Genomic DNA, 17,735 nt, shown 5'->3' with positions numbered 1-17,735 from the left:
AATTTCTTTTTCTTTTTTTTTTTGACAAACTTTATTTTGTTCGTTTATGATAAAATAAAACTTATTTTTCATCAAGATTTTCATTAACAATATCCTTGATTTCACAAGCTTTGCAAATCTTAGCTGATGTTGGCTCTCCACATCTTTCACATTCATTTAGAACTGTTCTAATGTTTTCAACATCCAATATCTGCTTAAATGATTCCAAAACATTCTCTTTAGTTCCAGGATGTTTTGATTCTGTATTGTTTAAAAACTCCTTAATCTTAGCCCTTAATGAAAGATTAGAATAAGGACATTCATCCAAATGAATTTCAATTCCATTGAGAATAGCCCACATGCCAACCTCTTTTTCTGGAGTGTTCCATAATGGCTTTATTCTTGGAACCAACTTTTCATGAATTTGATCAAGCTCTGGACCGAATTTAGAGAACTTAACTGTATCCCCTCTTGAAAAGCTCATTAAAAATGATTGGATTTCATCATCGAGATTATGTCCAGTTGCTATTTTATCTGCTCCAATTTCATAAGCTGTTTTATTTAGAATATTACGTCTAAAGACCCCACATGGAATGCAAGCACTTTTAAAATAAGAATAAATGTCATCCAATGCAAATCCTTCCTCATCCTTAAAGGATTTTTGAATAAGTGGGATATCCAACAGTTTTGCATTGTTTACTGCTGCATCAATTCCATGTTGGCGATAGCCTTCTATTCCCTCATCAACTGAAATGGCTACAAGCTCAAAATCAAAGCCACAACTATCTTGGTAATTTTTAAGTGCATAAAGAGTCAAGACACTGTCTTTTCCTCCAGACAATGCAATAGCTATTTTTTCACCTTCTTTAATCAATTCATATTCTTTGATCAAATCATTGATTCTAGTGAAAATCATTTCATTAAACTCTTCTTTTTTTATACTCATAATATCACTTAAAATTAAAACAAAACAATTTAAATTTTTCTTAAAAAAAGTTTTTCTATTAAATTTTATATCATACAAAGTATAAAAAGTAAACTATGATTACAGCAGATTTATGTATTATACCTATGGGAATTGAAGAGTCCAGTGTTGGCAAATATGTTGCTAAAGCAACTCAAATTATTGAAAAAAGTGGCTTAAACTATCAAATAACCGCTATGGGAACTCAAATTGAAACTGAAGACTTGAAAAAATTATATGAAGTTTGTGGAGAAGTTCAGGAATCTATTTTTGAAATGGGAGTACCAAGGGTTTACACTGTTTTGAAAATAGATGATAGGAGAGATAAGGAAAACAGAACATTAGAAGAAAAAGTAAAATCTGTAAAAAATAGAATGTGAAAAATAAGAAAAATTAAATTAAAATATTAATAAAAGAAATTAAAAAAAGAAAAAATAAAAATTAATTAAAGAAATCATTTAAAAGAATTCTTTAATTGTTTTGATAATATAATCTAAGTCTTCTTGAGTAAGCTTTGCATGAATAGGAAGAGATAAAACTTCTTCTACTATTTCATCAGTTACTGGAAGAGCTTGATCGTAACCTAATTCCTTATAAAGAACTTGATCATAAAGAGGAATTGGATAGTAAATACCATTACCAATACCATTTTCAATTAAGTAATCAGACAATTCATCTCTTTTTCCATCTTTAATCTTGATTGTGTATTGGTGGTAAACATGCTTGCAACCATCTTTTAAAACTGGAGTTTCAATTGCTTCAATGTCCTTTAAACCTTCATTAAGGCATTTAGCATTTTCAATTCTTTTTGCATTGAATGAGTCTATTTTCTTAAGTTGCTCTAAACCAATAGCTGCAGCAATGTCAGTCATCCTGAAGTTATAACCTAAAACGTCATGATGATATTTGGTAGCTGAACCATGAGCTCTGAAGACCTTTGCGTTTTCTGCAAATTCCTCATTGTTAGTGGTGATCATACCACCTTCACTTGTGGTCATGTTTTTGGTAGGATAGAAACTGAAACAAGCCATGTCTCCAAGGTTACCTACCTTTTCACCATTGTATTCAGCACCATGCGCTTGAGCTGCATCTTCAATGACAATCAAGTCATGCTCTTTTGCAATTTTCATAATAGGTTCCATATCCGCAGCTTGTCCATATAATTGAACAGGCATGATAGCTTTGGTCTTGTCAGTGATTGCTTCTTCAATCTTTGCAGGGTCGATTGTAAATGTTTCAGGGTCTATATCAACAAAGACAGGGCGAGCGCCAGTATATAAGATGGAGTTTCCAGTAGCTGCAAATGTGAATGGGGTTGTAATCACTTCATCCCCTTCGCCAATTCCAGCTGCCAAAAGAGCTACATGCAATGCAGAAGTTCCGGAATTGGTTGCAATTCCATACTTTGCACCTACATATTTTGCAAATTCTTCTTCAAACTCAATTACTTTTGGTCCTTGTGCAATCATACCAGATTTCATTACATCAATTACTGCATTTATTTCCTCTTCTTCAATAACAGGACTAGCTATTGAAACTTTAATGTCTGCCATATTTTCACCTAAAATGAATAAAATAAATTATTTAATAAATTTAAAAAATTAACTAATAAAAATTAACTAATTGAAATTAACTAATTGAAATTAACTAATTGAAATTAACTAATTGAATTATATTAATTTCCAATAGTTTAGTTAAATAGTTATAATAGTCTATTTATTCTTAATCTTATATTAGTTTTACTTAAAATCCTATGTTTAATTAAATTAAATAAAAGGTTTTGCTTAAAATTCTAATTTATTTAAATAAAATGAAAAATAAATATTAATTAAAATATTAATCTAATAATAAATTAAAAGAATTATTAAACCAATTATAATCAAAAAGGCAAAATTATGGAAAATAATCAAAATAATAATTTTCAAAATAATTATGATACAGGAATAAAAGAGTATAGTGAAGATGAATTGAAAATCATCGAAGAGGGTAAAGTTCAAATCAAATTCCCTGATTTTGATAAGGTTTCCTCTGATGCTCCTGTTTTTTATAATCCTAGAATGGAATTCAATAGGGACAATTCCATCCTTGCACTTCAAGCATACCAAAGGGAAGTGGATAGGGAAATAAACATCTGCGACTTATTTGGTGGAAGTGGAATAAGGGGAATACGCTATAAAAAGGAAATTGATGGAGTGGGAGATGTTTCAATAAATGACATAAGTCCACTTGCAAATGAATTCACCAGAATCAATGCAGAATTGAATGATGTTGAAGTTGAAATAGACCAAAAGGAAGCTAACAACGAGCTTAGAAGCAATATGGGAAGATTTGATGTCATTGACATTGACCCATTTGGAACCCCTTCCCCATTTGTAGACTCTGCAGGTTATAATCTAAAAAGGGACTCCCTACTCTGTTTAACTGCAACAGACACTTCCTGCCTTTGTGGTACCTACGAAGAGCCGTGCATCAGAAAATACAATGCACAGCCATACAAAAGCGAATATTGCCATGAGAATGGAATAAGGATTCTCATTGGATTTGCTGCACTCACACTTGCAAAGTATCAGAAATACATTGAAGTGAAAATGTCACACAGCAGTGAGCATTACATGAGAACCTACCTTAAGGTAAGGAAAGGTTCAAAGGCAACAGACGAATCATTGAAAAACATTGGATATATTGCACACTGCAAGCATTGCCTCTATAGAAGCGAACACAAAGGCATTGCATCAAGCATCCCAGAATTCTGTCCGGAATGCGGTGAAAAATTGATAGTGGCTGGCCCAATGTGGTTGGGACCTGTTCAAAATGAGGAGTTCATTGATTCAATGATTGAAATAGCTGAGGAAAAGAATCTTAACCAAAAGGATAATGTCTTAAAGCTATTGAATTCCTGTAAGATAGAAGCAAATGCACCAAGCACATTCTATGATATCCACAAAGTCTGCAGAGCCTTAAAAATTAGTGCGCCTAAGTTTGACAAGGTATTCGATAAGCTGGAGGAAGAAGGATTTGTTGCAGTGAAAACCCATTACAGTCCTCTCGGTATAAAGACCAATGCAAGCAATAAGGAATTGATGGACATAATCACGGAATTGGCAAAATAGAAAAATGCAAACTATACTTAATTAAGTATTTTAGATAAGGATAGTGGCTTAAAATTGATTTAATTGAAGATTAGGCGATTATATTAAAATAAACATTCTAAAATTAAAAATTAAGAACAAAGAATTAGTAAAATATACTTTAAATATTTTAAATAAAATTTAATTTAAAAATATTTAATATCAAATAAAATAATCAAATAATAATTAAATTTATCAAAAATTAGAAAAAAATAAGAAAAATAAGAAAAGTTTTATATATAAATTATGACATAATAATAATTGTTGTACTTAATATAAACAATTTAACACGACCCCTAAATTGCAATGATTTAAAAAACCCCCTTAAAAAATTGCAATTGAGGAAAAATTAAAAAAAGTGAAAATCATGTGTGCAAAAAAGAACGATGAAATAATCAAATTGGACGAAACTGATATTAAAATTCTAAAAATCATCAATGATGATGTTAGAATTTCATACAGACAAATATCACGTGATTTAGGAATTTCTGTAGGAACTGTACACAATCGTATCGATAAAATGCTTAAATCTGGTGTAATAGAAAAATTCGCACCTGTATTAAACCATAAAAAATTAGGTTATGCGCTTACAAGCATTATTGGCGTTAATGTTAAAGGTCAAGAATTGGAAGCTTGGGAAGCTGAAATCTCAAACAACAAAAATGTTGTTGGACTTTATGACGTTACCGGTCAATATGACGCTATTGTAATTGCTAAATTTAAAGATACCGATGAATTAGACAAATTCCTTAAAGAATTGCTTAAATCAGGCTGTATTGAAAAAACAATTACACAAACTGTGCTTAACATAGTAAAAGAAGATATTGGATCTGCTAATATCCTCTAGCTTTAAGTTAATTTTTAAAATTGATAATAGTAATTAAATAATTTTTATAATTAAACCCCTTTCAATAATTATAAAATTATTTTAATTATTATTACCCCTTTATTTAACCCCTTTAAAAATTTCTATTTTTAATCTTTTTTTATAATTTTCATACTATTTCTATTCTATTTATATGCTATTCTTACATTATTCCTACACCATTCCTACACTATTTCATAAACAAATCAATAAAATACCCTTAAAAAATAATTTAATATAGAAAATTATATTAAACATTTATACAAAAAATATATAAACATACAATAATATTATTTTAAATATAGAAAATAAAGTCTATTTATTTTATTATAAAAATTAAAAAACAATGATTAATTGTAAAAATTGTTGTAATAAAAAAATAATATTTATTTTTAATAACTAAAAGAAGGTAAACAAAAATGGTAGTTTGTCTCCCAGACACACAAGATGATGAACCACGTATCCCTATTCACTTAAGTAGAGTAGGTGTTACTGGCGTCAAAAAACTTTTAACTCTTAAAAGAAAAGAAAAAAGACCAATCATATTATTACCTACTTTTGATGCTTTTGTAGATTTGCCAAGCACTCAAAAAGGTACACATATGTCTAGAACTCCTGAAGCTATCAGTGAAGTTGTTGATGAAGTTGCTAAAGGTGCATCCGATGGTGTTGAATCACTCTGTGCAGATATCGTAAATAGGATGCTTGAAAAGCATGAATACGCTAAACGTGTTGAAGTGAACATGGTTAGTGACTACATGTTCATGAAAGAGTCCCCAGTAACAGACAATAGATCCCAAGAAATGGCTAAATTAATAGCTAATGCTGTTGGCATCCGTGAAGATGATGGAACCATCACCATTAGAAAAGCTATTGGTGCTGAAGTTGTTGGAATGACTGTCTGTCCATGTGCACAGGAATCTGTAAGAGAAGTAGATAAAAGCAACTTATTAAAATTCTTAGATGAAGAAACATGTGAAAAAGTATTGGACACTGTAACTTTCGCTTCTCACAACCAAAGAGGAGTAGGAACCATCTTAATAGAAGTTCCTGAAAAGGAATACATCGATGGTGAAAAATTGATTGAAATCATTGAATCATCCATGAGTTCCCCTATTTCAGAGCTTTTGAAACGTCCTGATGAAAATGCAGTTGTTATGAATGCTCATAAGAATCCTGTATTTGTAGAGGATTGTGTAAGAACAATGAATGAAAAGATCCTTGAGGAATTTTCATACTTGCCTGATGACACTTTAATCACTACAAGACAAGAAAACCATGAAAGTATTCACAGACACAATGCTTATGCAGAAAAAGTTTCTACTTTAGGTTCTCTTAAAGAAGAACTTAATTTATAATAAGAAGTTTCTATTAAGCCTATTGCTTAATTTTAAACTTTTATTTTTTCTTTTTAAACACAGATGCAAATATTGCTTATTTGCTTTAATATATCTAAAATCAGATAATAATAAAAATAAGAACTATTTTTACTATTTAATAGGCCTAGTCAATATAAGGTTTATTAAATTAATTTTTTAAAATAATTTAATTATAAAAAATTTATTAAAATAATTTTATTAAAATAATTTTTAAACTAATTTTACTAAAAATAACTTTTTCCCCTTATTTTAATAATTTAACGATGCAAGTAAGTGCTTACATTCGAAAGACTTTATATAATTCTTTTAATAGATAAAAGAGTAAGCAGAATTACTTATAATCTAAAAATTGGAGGAAAAATTATGAACACAATTTTATTTTTAAGTTTAGTATCAATTTTAAGCTCATTCGCAATAGCATATATCTCTTTAAAATTTGCTAGATCAGAAGAAGCTGAACTTGTTAATGAAATCCAAAAGAAATATCCAAACAGCATATATTTTGGATAAACAGTTTGGATTGGATTAAATTAAACAATTTAATCCTTTGCCCATCTTTTCAATTGAGGAAATACCTCACTCATCATTTTTGAAGCTTCATCAATATTCATTTCCGGATGAACTTCAACCATCTTTTCACTACAGAAAGCTATCATCTCTTCCATAGTCATGTCAGAAGTGAATTCACCATCTTTAAAGCAGTATATGCAGTAATCTTCATTTTTTGATCCATCTGCATTGGTTCCAAAAAGCTCTTCAGTCATAGGCATAGCGCAAGATTGACAGAATTTTTGATTTTCAAAATTTTCCATAATATCATTTCCAAAACAAATTAATAAATATATTATGAAAATTAGTGCTAATATAATTTTTGATAGATCATTTTAAAAACTATTTTTAATGAAAATAATCATGATTATTATTCTTTAGAATCTTGACCATTAGGTCTAACCTTAACGAAAAATATTGAAAATCCTAATACAATCACAGAAATCAAAAGATATATTCCTAACTTAAATAAATCCACTTCATAGATCAATTGAGCTACACCAATAATCCACATAATAATCAACATTAATGGAAGAATATACTTAAGGGTGAATTTCCATTTTTTCCCAACTTTAATAGAGGAATTCTTATTTAAAACAGGAATTATTTCATCTATATCAAAATACCAAGTAAATATTATTGCCTGCAATGCTATTAAAATCAAAAATCCGAATTCATTGACAAAAGTATCAGTTACTTCAACTAAATAACTGCTAATTCCTGTTGAAAATAGCAATGATCCGAAACATGCTATGATAACTAAAACAGTAACTCCTTTTTTACGAGACCAGCCAAGTTTTTCACAAAGGGAGGACAATAATGGTTCAACTAATGCCAATGATGAAGTGAAACCGGCAAATAATACTGATAAGAACAGCAATGGTGCCATGATTCTTCCAACAGGCCCCATTACCTCAAAAATTTCCGGAAGAACAACAAAGATTAGGCTTGTCCCTTCAGTGATCAGTTCAGTTATAGGAATTGAATGTGTTACAGACATGTACCCTAAAATGGAAAATATCCCCAATCCTACAAATATTTCATAAATGGAATTGGCTACAACTACCATAAGCACATTGTCAATCAATCTTGTTTCTTCAGATAAGTAAGATGCATATGTATAGGCAATAGCTTCCCCCATACTTAAAGAGAACACTATTTGAGCAAATGCTGCAAGCCAGATATTTATGTCAAAAAGCATATTCCAGTTTGGAGTAAACAAGGTTTTCAACCCTAAATCGAATCCTGGCAAGGTTAATGAGTAAAGAAGAATCACTGACATTATAATGAAAAGCAAGGGCATTAAAATCTTTGATATCAAACCAATACCCTTATCAACATCATTGTTTGAAACAAACCAAAATAAAGCCCATAATATTATACATCCGAAAAAGGTAGGCAATATTATAGATCCTATACCCATCAAATCAGAAGATCCTCCGACGCTTGATGTGAAAAAGCTGGATGGATAAGTTCCCCATCCAAATGTAAAACTATTCAGGAAATATATGAAATCCCAGCTTAGAATAACCATATAATAAATTGCTATGATGAAAACAAATATTACTAACATCCAAGCGATTATCTCAAATTTTGGATTGATATCATGCAAAAGCTTTGAAAAGCTCTCTTTAAATTTGAATCCCAATCCGTATTCTAAAATTAAAAATGGAATTCCCATTACAACAATTGCAATGAAATATGGAATGAAAAAGGATCCTCCACCATTATTGTAAAATACATAACTAAAACGCCAAATATTTCCAATACCTATTGTAGCACCCATCATTGCAAATACAAATGTTAGCTTTGAGCCCCATCCTGAATGTTTATTCATAGAATCACTTTAATTGAATAAAATTAGTAAAATCGTCTGTAAAAATGTCATTATATAAGAAAATTCAAATTAATTTTGAAAACTAATATAATTTTTAGCAAATATGCTTTCTATGTTTAGTTTATATCTTTTTTTATATAATTCTTATGAAATCAATTTCATTTGAAAACACAATCCTATTTTGTAAAATTTATATACTATCTAAATTAAAAATAACTATATATTTTTTATAAAAATAATTAAAAAGTTATTAAATAAAATATTTTGAATAATAAAGTGATTTTATGTCAGACGTATTATTAAAAACTACAGGGAAAATTATAGGACATTTCAATGCATTTAAAGGTTCCAGACCTGCATTTCATGGGGAACATGTTGTTATCGTAAGAGGAATAAGCCGTGACCCAATCGAAATTGATGAAATGGAAGCTAAATTGGGAGAGCTTGAAGATATTCTCAAGGCTAAAGAGGTTGATGTCTTATCAGATGAAGGTAATGAATTTGTAGAGAAAGTGGATTCTTACATTAGAGATGGAGAAGATGGTGGCGTAGCACCAGACAGCGGAGGATTGCTCAAAATGAAAGAGCAATTGGAAGCTATGGGATTGCATGTGGAATACAAGCTATTCCTTATGCCTAATGTAGGAACTTTTGTTGCTATCTGGAAAGACAAATCTGGATTCGGGCCAATGTATGTTGAAGTAACCGCAACTGAAAGAGATGAGATTGAAGAATAATAAATAAAAATGAAAAATAAAAATGAAAAAAATATTGAATCATCCTCAAAAATAGGTGTAAAATGTCTAATATATCCAATATTGATTTTGAAAATCTCAGTCGTGATGACTTAATAGCTATTTTAGAATGCAAAAAAGAAGACATTCTGGAAATCATGGCTCGAGCTAACTCTAAAAGAGAGCACAATTATGTCACATATTCTAAGAATGTGTTCATTCCACTTACAAAGATATGCAGAAATGATTGTGGATACTGTGCATTCAAGCAAAGCCCAGATGACCCTGATGCAATCATATTGCTCGAAAGGCAAGAGGTATTGGCTACCTTAAGGGAAGCTGAAAAATATGGCTGCAAAGAGGCATTGTTTACAATGGGTGAAGATGCAGACACCGAAGAGGCAGTTAAAGCAAAGCTGGATAAATTAGGCTTTAATAATATGTGCGAATACATCTATGACATCTGCAAGATGACCGTTGAAGAGACTGAACTTCTTCCACATACAAATGCAGGAAACTTCTCATATGATGATATGAAAATGCTCAAGGAGTACAATATCTCAATGGGAATGATGCTTGAAAGCTCATCTGAAAGATTGATGAGCACAATAGCCCACGAGAAAAGTCCTGGAAAAGATCCAAAAATACGTCTTGAAACAATTGAAAATGCTGGAAAGCTCAATATTGCATACACAACTGGAATACTTATTGGAATCGGTGAAACAAAGGAAGAAATAGCTGATTCATTGCTTAAAATAAAAGAGCTTTGTGATAAGTATGGCCACATCCAAGAGGTTATCATTCAAAACTTTACTGTTAGCCCTGGAATCGAAATGGAAAACTATGAAGAGCCAAGTCTTTTGGATATGGTTAGAACAGTTGCAGCTGCACAATTGCTTTTCGATGAAGATGTTTCAGTTCAAGTTCCACCAAACTTAAACTATGAAACAAGCCAAATATTCCTTCTCTGCGGTACTGATGACTGGGGAGGAGTATCTCCACTTAGTGAAGATTATGTAAATCCATCATCTCCATGGCCAACTCTTGAAAAATTAGAAAAACTAACCAATGATGCAGGATACGAATTGAAAGAGAGATTGGCAATCTATGAAAAATACATAAATGAAAAATATATTGAAAATCCAGTTTTACTGGAAAAAACAAAAAGAGCACAAGAAGAGATTGAAAATAAATAATCTCTTCAAAAAAAATATTCAATTATAAGAGATTAAGAATCTAATCTCTTCAAATAATTTTAATCTATAAAAAGATTCTACCTAGTTTTAAAAGTGATTTTGGATCTGCCTTGATAACCACTTTTACGATATCGGTTGTAGTTAACTTTTCAAATTCCATTTCCTTGAATTTATGAGCGATCTTATTGATGTCATCGTCATCTAAAGTCCATAAATATTCAGTGACCTTAGTGTATTTTTGCATCTCAGCACCCATTTCATCCAAATAGAGCTTTTCATACTTCTTAAGGAAATTCTTGGAACAGTCACCTGATTTTATAGCTTCCACTGCAACTTCACCAGCAAATCTTCCACCTAACATACCATTGGTGATTCCTCCACCGGTAAGAGGATTCACTTGACTTGCAGCATCCCCTACAAGCATGATATTGTCTCCGTACATTTCCTTGACAAGCCCTCCAACCGGATCTCCACCAGCATTCAATTCAACTGCTTGAGCCTCTTGGGTTGCATAACAGTTGTCTACAGCATCAACAAGGTATTCGTAAGCGGATTTTTCAGCCATATTTGTAATTATTCCAAGGCCAGCATTTACAACATCTCCACCTTTAGGGAATAGCCAGAAATATCCTCCAGGAGCTACACTGCCGAAATAGAACTCAAGATAATCATTTCTTTTCATTTTAGCATTGCACATTTCATATTGAACGCCAGCCACCATATGCTGAGGCTTGATATAAGCATTGAGTCCTGCCCATTTAGCTACATGGGACTCAGGGCCATCTGCTCCAATGATGATTTTAGCATGAATATCAAAGGTTTTCCCCATGGATTCGCAAGTGACAGTGAATGTTCCGTCTTTTTCTCTTTTAAGGCCTTTTGCTTGGGTCTTGATTCTGATTTCTGCTCCTTCCCTTGCAGCAACGGCCGCCATGTGCTTATCAAATACCTTACGCTCAAGCACATATCCTGCATCAGGCAAATCGATTTGGTCTTCACTAAGCCAAATATCTGTTCCGTCAGGAGCAACAAATCTTACTCCGCTGATTTCATTAGTGACCCAATGAGGATCCATTTCAAGGTCCAATTTTTCAAAAATCTTTTTTGAAACCCCTTCAGCACATCTTTTAGGAAATCCAATTTCAGATTTTTTATCTATAACTATTACATCCACTCCTCCTTTAGCTGCAAATCTTGCAGCAGAAGAGCCTGCAGGTCCAGCACCAATCACTAATACATCAGTTTCAATCATAATAATTCTTCCCTAAAACATGATAAACATGATTTCTGTTTAATCATAATAATTCGTTTTATACACTATCTTATATATTACAATTTTCACTAAACAGATATAAAAAATTTTTTAATAAATTCTCACTTAATTAATTCTTGCATCCAAGACTATATGCTCTACACCTGGAGCATACCTTTTGATCTTTTGAATGTTCAAAACTTCAACTTCCCTTTCTCCACATTCCCAAGCAATCTCTTTCAACCTCTCATACGGACGGGTTTCAATCAACTTATCAGGAACGGTTTCATGATAATGGATTATTCCACCATCCTTTACGCATTCCATAGCAGGCCTTAAGAAGTGATGAGTTGTTTTCACATAGCCCATCAATACCCTATCAGCGGAATATTTAGGGGCTTCAACAGCACAATCCCCTAAAATTGGAATCATCCTATCATAATTTGCCTTTTCATTGATTCTGTTTAACTCAATGTTTTTCTTAAGGAAATGATAGGAATTTGGATTAATCTCAATTGAGCAAATCTGTTTCGCTTGACTGTGAACACCAATTGGAATTGAAAAGTAACCGATTCCAGCAAACATATCCACTACCGTCTCACCCTTTGTAACCAATTTGGCAATCCTTAATCTTTCATTATTGTTTCCCTTAGCCCACATGACTTTAGATAAGTCAAGATTAAAGAGACATCCGTTTTCCTTATGGATAGTCTCTGTCTCATCACCATACAAGAGACTTATGGTAGGTTCCCTCTTTTGCCCATCGATCTTTTCAATCTTAATAATTGATTTTACATTATGTTCTGAAGCAATTGACTCTAAATTCTCCGAAGAGTCCTCACTGAACTTATTGTCAACAATTAAGATATCTCCAATTTTCTTCCATTTCAAAAAATCACCAGAAAATGATAAACCATTTATATTTAAATTCAATGATTATAATTTATTTTAATAAAATAATATATTTTTTGCAATGAATCAAAAAACTTAAAAAAATAAACCATTTGACAAAAATATCAAACTAATTTAAAAACATTTATATAATACGAAATTAATAATAAATGTAAATACATTAAAATAAATTAAAGTTATTAAAATCAATATTAATTATTTAAGAAAAATATTGATTAGAAATAGGTAGTTTGAATAAAAATATAAAAATACAAAGTTAAATTAAAAATAAAGAAAGAATTAATCTTTAATAAAAAAAATAATCTAATATAAATAAATAAAAAATTTTTGAAAATCACGAAAAAATAAATTTTATGATAGAAATTATTTGAAAATTGTCCAAAATAACGAAACTATTATATATAATGTATAACATAATAAGAATAGGTTAGGAAAAGCGGTTATATTAGTGTAAGTATAACTTAATTTTATCAATTTTATATAACTTTGAAAACCTAACTTTTCTAATTTTAATTAATAATAATTTCAATCATTATTAAGATTATATTTTATTATTTAAGATTATTTTATGCTTTAAATTTAATTTTACATTATTATACGAGGTGTATTAATATGGCTGATAAAAACACATTTGAAGGTACCACAACTGTCGGTATTACCTGTAAAGATGGTGTTGTATTTGCAAGCGAAAGAAGAGCAAGTATGGGAAACCTTGTTGCTCACAAAGTAGCTGAAAAGATATTTAAAATTGACAATCACATTGCAGCTACCATTGCAGGATCTGTTGCAGATGCACAAAGCTTAATGAAAATCATTAGCGCTGAAACTGCATTATACAGATTAAGAAATGGTAAAGACATTAGCTTAGAAGCTGCTGCAGCTGTAAGTTCTAACATATTACACTCCTCACCAGCATATGTACAAACTCTTATCGGAGGAGTAGATGACACTGGTGCATCAATCTATTCTTTAGATGCAGCAGGTGGTATGATTAAGGATACCTTCATTTCTACCGGTTCCGGTTCTACATTTGCATATGGTGTTCTTGAAGACAGATTCCACGAAGACATCACTGTAGAAGAAGCTAAGGAATTAGCTTTAAGAGCTATCAAAGCTGCTACAGAAAGAGACACTTACTCTGGAAATGGCTTCTTAGTAGCTGAAGTTACTAAAGATGGATACAAAATGTTAGAAAAAGAAGAAGTTGAATCTATTATTGAAAAAATTAATAGCTAAAAAATATATACGAATTATTTATTTTTTAACTTTATTTTACAACTAATTTTACATATTACAGTATAGATAGTATATGCAATAAATTAAGTAAACATCTTTTTTATGACACAGAAGCTGTTTATTTAATCCCTAAGAATATTGATATCGTAGATTAAAATCAATATTCTTAACTTTTAATTTAATTTTAAATCCTAAGTTTGACATTTATATAATTTATATTAGACAATTTTAGGATTTACTGATTAGTTAATCGGTTTAATTATTGAATTTTAAACGGCTTATTTAAAAATTAACCAAAATTTACTTAACGAATATTTTTATAATTGAGAGTTCCATAAGGAATTTAGAAAAAATTTAAAGAAATTAAAACGAAAAAAATATTGATTTTATACCATATGCTAATTTTATACGTCTATTTTTCGAAGTGATAATATGGCTTCAAACGTTTTAGAAGAAATCAAACAAAAAATTACAAAAAAACTACCTGATGAAGTTCAATTAGCCAATATTGAATTTGAAGGTCCTGAGGTTGTTATATATACAAAAAACCCAGACATTGTAGCAGACAATGGGGACTTAATCAGAAACTTGGCCAAAGAACTTAGAAAAAGAATCATAATCAGATCAGACAAATCAGTTTTATTACCATACGAAGAAACTATTCAAAAAGTCGAAGAGATCGTTCCAGAAGATGCTGAAATCAGCAACATCACTTTTGATGAAGTTACCAACGAAGTGGTTATAGAAGCTACCAAACCTGGACTTGTAATTGGAAAATATGGAGTGACCTCAAGAGAAATCGTTAGAAAAACCGGATGGGCTCCAAAGATTTTAAGAAGTCCTCCAATCAGATCTGAAATTATCGACAGAATCAGAAATACCTTGATGCACAACAGTAAGGAAAGAAAGAAAATCTTACAGACTTTAGGTGCAAGAATCCACCAAGGCGGAAAATATGATAACGATTGGACCAGATTAACCGCTATGGGAGGATTTAAAGAGGTAGGACGTTCCTGCATGTTACTTCAAACTCCAAACAGTAGAGTATTGCTTGATTGTGGAGTAAACGTAGCAGGGCAAGATGAAAAAAGTTCATTCCCAATGCTCGGAGTTCCTGAATTTTCAATTCAAGATCTTGATGCTGTTGTAGTATCTCACGCTCACTTGGACCACTGTGGATTCATCCCTTACCTTTACCATTACGGATACGAAGGTCCTGTATACTGTACCTCTGCAACAAGAGACCTGATGACTTTGTTGCAATTGGATTACATTGACATTGCACATAGGGAAAACAACCCACTTCCTTTCAATGTAAAGCATGTGCAAAAGATGATCAAGCACACAATCACTCTTGACTATGGAGTTGTAACTGACATATCTCCAGACATCAAATTGACATTGCATAATGCAGGCCATATTTTAGGTTCTGCTATGTGTCACTTCCACATTGGTGACGGTGCACATAACTTGCTTTACACTGGAGACTTCAAATATGAAAGAAGCAGACTCTTGGAACCTGCAACCACAAGATTCCCTAGAGTGGAAAGCTGCATTATGGAAAGTACATATGGTGGACATGAAGATGTAACCCCATCAAGAAACAATGCAGAAAAAGAATTAATGAAGACCATCTACAAAACCTTAAAACGTGGCGGAAAAGTCTTGGTTCCTGTATTTGCAGTAGGAAGAGCACAAGAATTGATGATTGTGCTTGAAGAGTACATGCGTCATGGAATGGTTGATGAAGTGCCAATCCATCTTGACGGTATGATTTGGGAAGCTACTGCAGTGCACACTGCAAGACCTGAGTACTTAAGCAAAGACTTAAGAGACCAAATCTTCCATATGGGAAGAAACCCATTCATTTCAGAATCATTCAATAAGGTTCAAAACAATGCTGAAAGAAAACAAATCGTTGAAGGAGAGCCTTCAATTATCCTTTCAACATCAGGTATGATGACTGGTGGAAACTCTGTAGAGTACTTCAAATGGTTATGTGAAGACAAGAACAATTCCATCATTTTCGTAGGTTACCAATCTGAAGGATCCCTTGGTAGAAAGATCCAAAAAGGACACAAGGAAATACCATTGGAAGATGAAACTGGTAAAAAGAGAATCTACAATGTTAAAATGGATGTCAAAACCATTGAAGGATTCAGTGGTCACTCCAACAGAAGACAATTGATGGAATTTGCAAAAAGATTGCATCCAAGACCTGATAAGATCATCACTTGTCACGGAGACCCATATAAAACTGTTGACTTGGCTTCAAGCATTCACAGAAGTTATAAGGTAGAGACTAAAACTCCACTTATCCTTGAAGCAACCAGACTTCAATAATTTTAAATATTTTCAAATATTTATTATCTTAAAATAATTGTTATTTTAAGATTTTTTTTATTTTAAAATATTTTTTTAAATATTTTATATTTAAAACTGAAATTTATTTTTTTTAATTTTTAATTCAAAATTATCATTGATTATTCTAAAATAATTAATATAATATAAATAATAGCTAAAACAAATATTAAAATGTTAGTTATTATTTAATTGTTAATAATAGCCTATTTAAATAAAAATTTAAATAAAAACTTTTTAAAAAATAAAAAAATTTTATAATTATTATTAGGTGAATTTTATGGTTACTTATTCAGAATCTGGTGTTGACATTGACCTTGAAGCATTAACCGTTTCAAAATTAGCTTCAAAATTACAACCAACATTAGAATACAGAAATATTATTACTGACAGCGGACACTTTGCAGCATTGGTCGAACTTGGCGATAAGGCTATTGCAATGAGTACTGATGGTGTAGGAAGTAAAATATTAGTTGCAAAAATGATGGAAAAATATGATACTGTTGGAATTGACATGATTGCAATGGTAGTTAACGATATCCTTTGTGTAGGTGCGGAACCTATTGCATTAGTTGACTACTTAGCAGTTGAAGAACCAGACCCAAAAGTAGCTGAAGAAATTGCAGACGGTCTTGTCCAAGGGGCAAAAGAATCACAAATTGCAATTATTGGTGGAGAAACCGCTTCACTTCCAGGTATTGTAAAGGACTTTGACTTAGCAGGAACAGGTATCGGTTTTGTAGACAAGGATAAAATCATAACTGGTGCAGATATCCAAGAAGGAGATGTATTAATCGGCCTTAGAAGTAGCGGTATTCACAGTAACGGTTTAAGCTTAGCTAGAAGAGCAATCTTTGAAGAAGGTGGATTCGACGTTAACGATAAAATGCCTAACGGTGAAACCACTATCGGAGAAGAGTTATTGAAACCAACCCAATTGTATGTTAAAGCAATCGTTGAACTTTTAAAACATGATTTCAACATCAAAGGTCTTGCTCATATGACTGGTGGTGGAGTAAACAACCTTTCAAGACTTAAAAAAGGAATCGGTTTTGACATTACAGATTACCCAGAACCACAAGACATATTTAAATTAATCTACCAGCAAGGAGTTCCTTTAGAGGAAATGTATAAGGTTTTCAATATGGGTGTAGGATTCTGTGTAATTGCAAGCCCAGAAGAAGCAGATGCTGTTGTAGAAGCATTGAATGAAAACATTGAAGCACAAATTGTAGGAACAGTTACTGCTGAAGAAAAGATTACTGTAAAAACATTTGAAGGAACTGTAATTGAATACTAATTCCAATTCAAAAAAATACATAAAATTCCAATAATAATTTTAA

16 protein-coding genes are annotated in these 17,735 nt (G+C 31.4%); 10 read left to right on the top strand and 6 right to left on the bottom strand.

Features of this window, described 5'->3' with window-relative positions:
* Positions 1-61: 61 nt before the first annotated feature.
* Complete coding sequence (locus Q0409_RS08595; RefSeq protein WP_298537204.1) at positions 62-928, bottom strand: TIGR00269 family protein; 867 nt, start codon at positions 926-928, stop codon at positions 62-64.
* A gap of 92 nt (positions 929-1,020) precedes the next feature.
* Here Q0409_RS08595 and Q0409_RS08590 point away from each other — a divergent pair, with 92 nt between their 5' ends.
* Entirely contained in the window at positions 1,021-1,323 is a 303-nt protein-coding gene (locus Q0409_RS08590; RefSeq protein ID WP_298537098.1) for an MTH1187 family thiamine-binding protein, read from the top strand.
* 78 nt (positions 1,324-1,401) lie between these two features.
* On the opposite strand, the gene Q0409_RS08585 is transcribed toward Q0409_RS08590, so the two are convergent.
* Positions 1,402-2,496: a DegT/DnrJ/EryC1/StrS aminotransferase family protein gene (locus Q0409_RS08585; protein ID WP_298537095.1), complete on the bottom strand. Its 1,095-nt coding sequence runs from the start codon at positions 2,494-2,496 to the stop codon at positions 1,402-1,404.
* 342 nt (positions 2,497-2,838) lie between these two features.
* On the opposite strand from Q0409_RS08585, the gene Q0409_RS08580 reads away from it, so the two are divergent.
* The 4 genes from Q0409_RS08580 (at position 2,839) to Q0409_RS08565 (ending at position 6,825) form a co-directional block, all read left to right on the top strand.
* Positions 2,839-4,053 carry a tRNA (guanine(10)-N(2))-dimethyltransferase gene (locus Q0409_RS08580; protein WP_298537092.1) on the top strand — a complete coding sequence of 405 codons (1,215 nt, stop codon included), beginning with the start codon at positions 2,839-2,841 and terminating at the stop codon, positions 4,051-4,053.
* A gap of 385 nt (positions 4,054-4,438) precedes the next feature.
* Positions 4,439-4,918 carry an Lrp/AsnC family transcriptional regulator gene (locus tag Q0409_RS08575; protein WP_292778063.1) on the top strand — a complete coding sequence of 160 codons (480 nt, stop codon included), beginning with the start codon at positions 4,439-4,441 and terminating at the stop codon, positions 4,916-4,918.
* A gap of 437 nt (positions 4,919-5,355) precedes the next feature.
* The gene (gene mptA, locus Q0409_RS08570) at positions 5,356-6,294 is read left to right on the top strand and encodes a GTP cyclohydrolase MptA (protein ID WP_296869130.1); all 939 of its coding nucleotides are present in this window, start codon (positions 5,356-5,358) and stop codon (positions 6,292-6,294) included.
* Positions 6,295-6,588: 294 nt separating this feature from the next.
* Complete coding sequence (locus tag Q0409_RS08565; RefSeq protein WP_298537089.1) at positions 6,589-6,825, top strand: hypothetical protein; 237 nt, start codon at positions 6,589-6,591, stop codon at positions 6,823-6,825.
* Positions 6,826-6,854: 29 nt separating this feature from the next.
* On the opposite strand, the gene Q0409_RS08560 is transcribed toward Q0409_RS08565, so the two are convergent.
* Positions 6,855-7,127: a zinc ribbon domain-containing protein gene (locus Q0409_RS08560; RefSeq protein ID WP_298537087.1), complete on the bottom strand. Its 273-nt coding sequence runs from the start codon at positions 7,125-7,127 to the stop codon at positions 6,855-6,857.
* Between the two features lie 107 nt (positions 7,128-7,234).
* A complete protein-coding gene (locus Q0409_RS08555) occupies positions 7,235-8,701 on the bottom strand; it encodes a sodium-dependent transporter (protein ID WP_298537084.1) in 1,467 nt (488 codons plus the stop codon).
* A 284-nt stretch (positions 8,702-8,985) separates the two neighbouring features.
* Between Q0409_RS08555 and Q0409_RS08550 the strand changes: the two genes are divergently transcribed.
* Both Q0409_RS08550 and cofG read left to right on the top strand, forming a co-directional pair.
* Positions 8,986-9,438, top strand: coding sequence for a DUF2120 domain-containing protein (locus tag Q0409_RS08550; RefSeq protein ID WP_298537082.1), 453 nt, complete (start codon positions 8,986-8,988; stop codon positions 9,436-9,438).
* Positions 9,439-9,500: 62 nt separating this feature from the next.
* A complete protein-coding gene (gene cofG, locus Q0409_RS08545; protein WP_298537079.1) occupies positions 9,501-10,631 on the top strand; it encodes a 7,8-didemethyl-8-hydroxy-5-deazariboflavin synthase subunit CofG in 1,131 nt (376 codons plus the stop codon).
* A gap of 64 nt (positions 10,632-10,695) precedes the next feature.
* Here the strand turns inward: cofG and Q0409_RS08540 are convergent, their stop codons facing one another.
* On the bottom strand, positions 10,696-11,883 hold the full coding sequence (locus tag Q0409_RS08540) for an NAD(P)/FAD-dependent oxidoreductase (RefSeq protein WP_298537075.1): 1,188 nt from the start codon (positions 11,881-11,883) through the stop codon (positions 10,696-10,698).
* A 126-nt stretch (positions 11,884-12,009) separates the two neighbouring features.
* Positions 12,010-12,774, bottom strand: a complete 765-nt coding sequence (locus tag Q0409_RS08535) for a class I SAM-dependent methyltransferase family protein (protein ID WP_298537073.1) — start codon at positions 12,772-12,774, stop codon at positions 12,010-12,012.
* Between the two features lie 633 nt (positions 12,775-13,407).
* Between Q0409_RS08535 and psmB the strand changes: the two genes are divergently transcribed.
* The 3 genes from psmB to purM all read left to right on the top strand — a co-directional run bounded on the left by psmB (position 13,408) and on the right by purM (position 17,692).
* Positions 13,408-14,031: an archaeal proteasome endopeptidase complex subunit beta gene (gene psmB / locus Q0409_RS08530; protein ID WP_292788011.1), complete on the top strand. Its 624-nt coding sequence runs from the start codon at positions 13,408-13,410 to the stop codon at positions 14,029-14,031.
* Between the two features lie 432 nt (positions 14,032-14,463).
* Complete coding sequence (locus Q0409_RS08525; RefSeq protein WP_298537068.1) at positions 14,464-16,374, top strand: beta-CASP ribonuclease aCPSF1; 1,911 nt, start codon at positions 14,464-14,466, stop codon at positions 16,372-16,374.
* A gap of 298 nt (positions 16,375-16,672) precedes the next feature.
* Positions 16,673-17,692: a phosphoribosylformylglycinamidine cyclo-ligase gene (purM, locus tag Q0409_RS08520; RefSeq protein ID WP_298537065.1), complete on the top strand. Its 1,020-nt coding sequence runs from the start codon at positions 16,673-16,675 to the stop codon at positions 17,690-17,692.
* Positions 17,693-17,735 lie beyond the last annotated feature (43 nt).

This window comes from uncultured Methanobrevibacter sp., assembly GCF_937898925.1.
Classification (GTDB): domain Archaea; phylum Methanobacteriota; class Methanobacteria; order Methanobacteriales; family Methanobacteriaceae; genus Methanobrevibacter.
The sequence above is the reverse complement of the archived record's forward strand: the minus strand, read 5'-3'. Positions and strand labels throughout refer to the sequence as shown.

Coding starts and splice junctions, on each gene's coding strand:
- Q0409_RS08590 (WP_298537098.1), top strand. CDS start 1,021: ATGATTACAGCAGATTTATGTATTATACCTATGGGAATTGAAGAGTCC.
- Q0409_RS08585 (WP_298537095.1), bottom strand. CDS start 2,496: ATGGCAGACATTAAAGTTTCAATAGCTAGTCCTGTTATTGAAGAAGAG.
- Q0409_RS08580 (WP_298537092.1), top strand. CDS start 2,839: ATGGAAAATAATCAAAATAATAATTTTCAAAATAATTATGATACAGGA.
- Q0409_RS08575 (WP_292778063.1), top strand. CDS start 4,439: ATGTGTGCAAAAAAGAACGATGAAATAATCAAATTGGACGAAACTGAT.
- mptA (WP_296869130.1), top strand. CDS start 5,356: ATGGTAGTTTGTCTCCCAGACACACAAGATGATGAACCACGTATCCCT.
- Q0409_RS08560 (WP_298537087.1), bottom strand. CDS start 7,127: ATGGAAAATTTTGAAAATCAAAAATTCTGTCAATCTTGCGCTATGCCT.
- Q0409_RS08555 (WP_298537084.1), bottom strand. CDS start 8,701: ATGAATAAACATTCAGGATGGGGCTCAAAGCTAACATTTGTATTTGCA.
- Q0409_RS08550 (WP_298537082.1), top strand. CDS start 8,986: ATGTCAGACGTATTATTAAAAACTACAGGGAAAATTATAGGACATTTC.
- cofG (WP_298537079.1), top strand. CDS start 9,501: ATGTCTAATATATCCAATATTGATTTTGAAAATCTCAGTCGTGATGAC.
- Q0409_RS08540 (WP_298537075.1), bottom strand. CDS start 11,883: ATGATTGAAACTGATGTATTAGTGATTGGTGCTGGACCTGCAGGCTCT.
- psmB (WP_292788011.1), top strand. CDS start 13,408: ATGGCTGATAAAAACACATTTGAAGGTACCACAACTGTCGGTATTACC.
- Q0409_RS08525 (WP_298537068.1), top strand. CDS start 14,464: ATGGCTTCAAACGTTTTAGAAGAAATCAAACAAAAAATTACAAAAAAA.
- purM (WP_298537065.1), top strand. CDS start 16,673: ATGGTTACTTATTCAGAATCTGGTGTTGACATTGACCTTGAAGCATTA.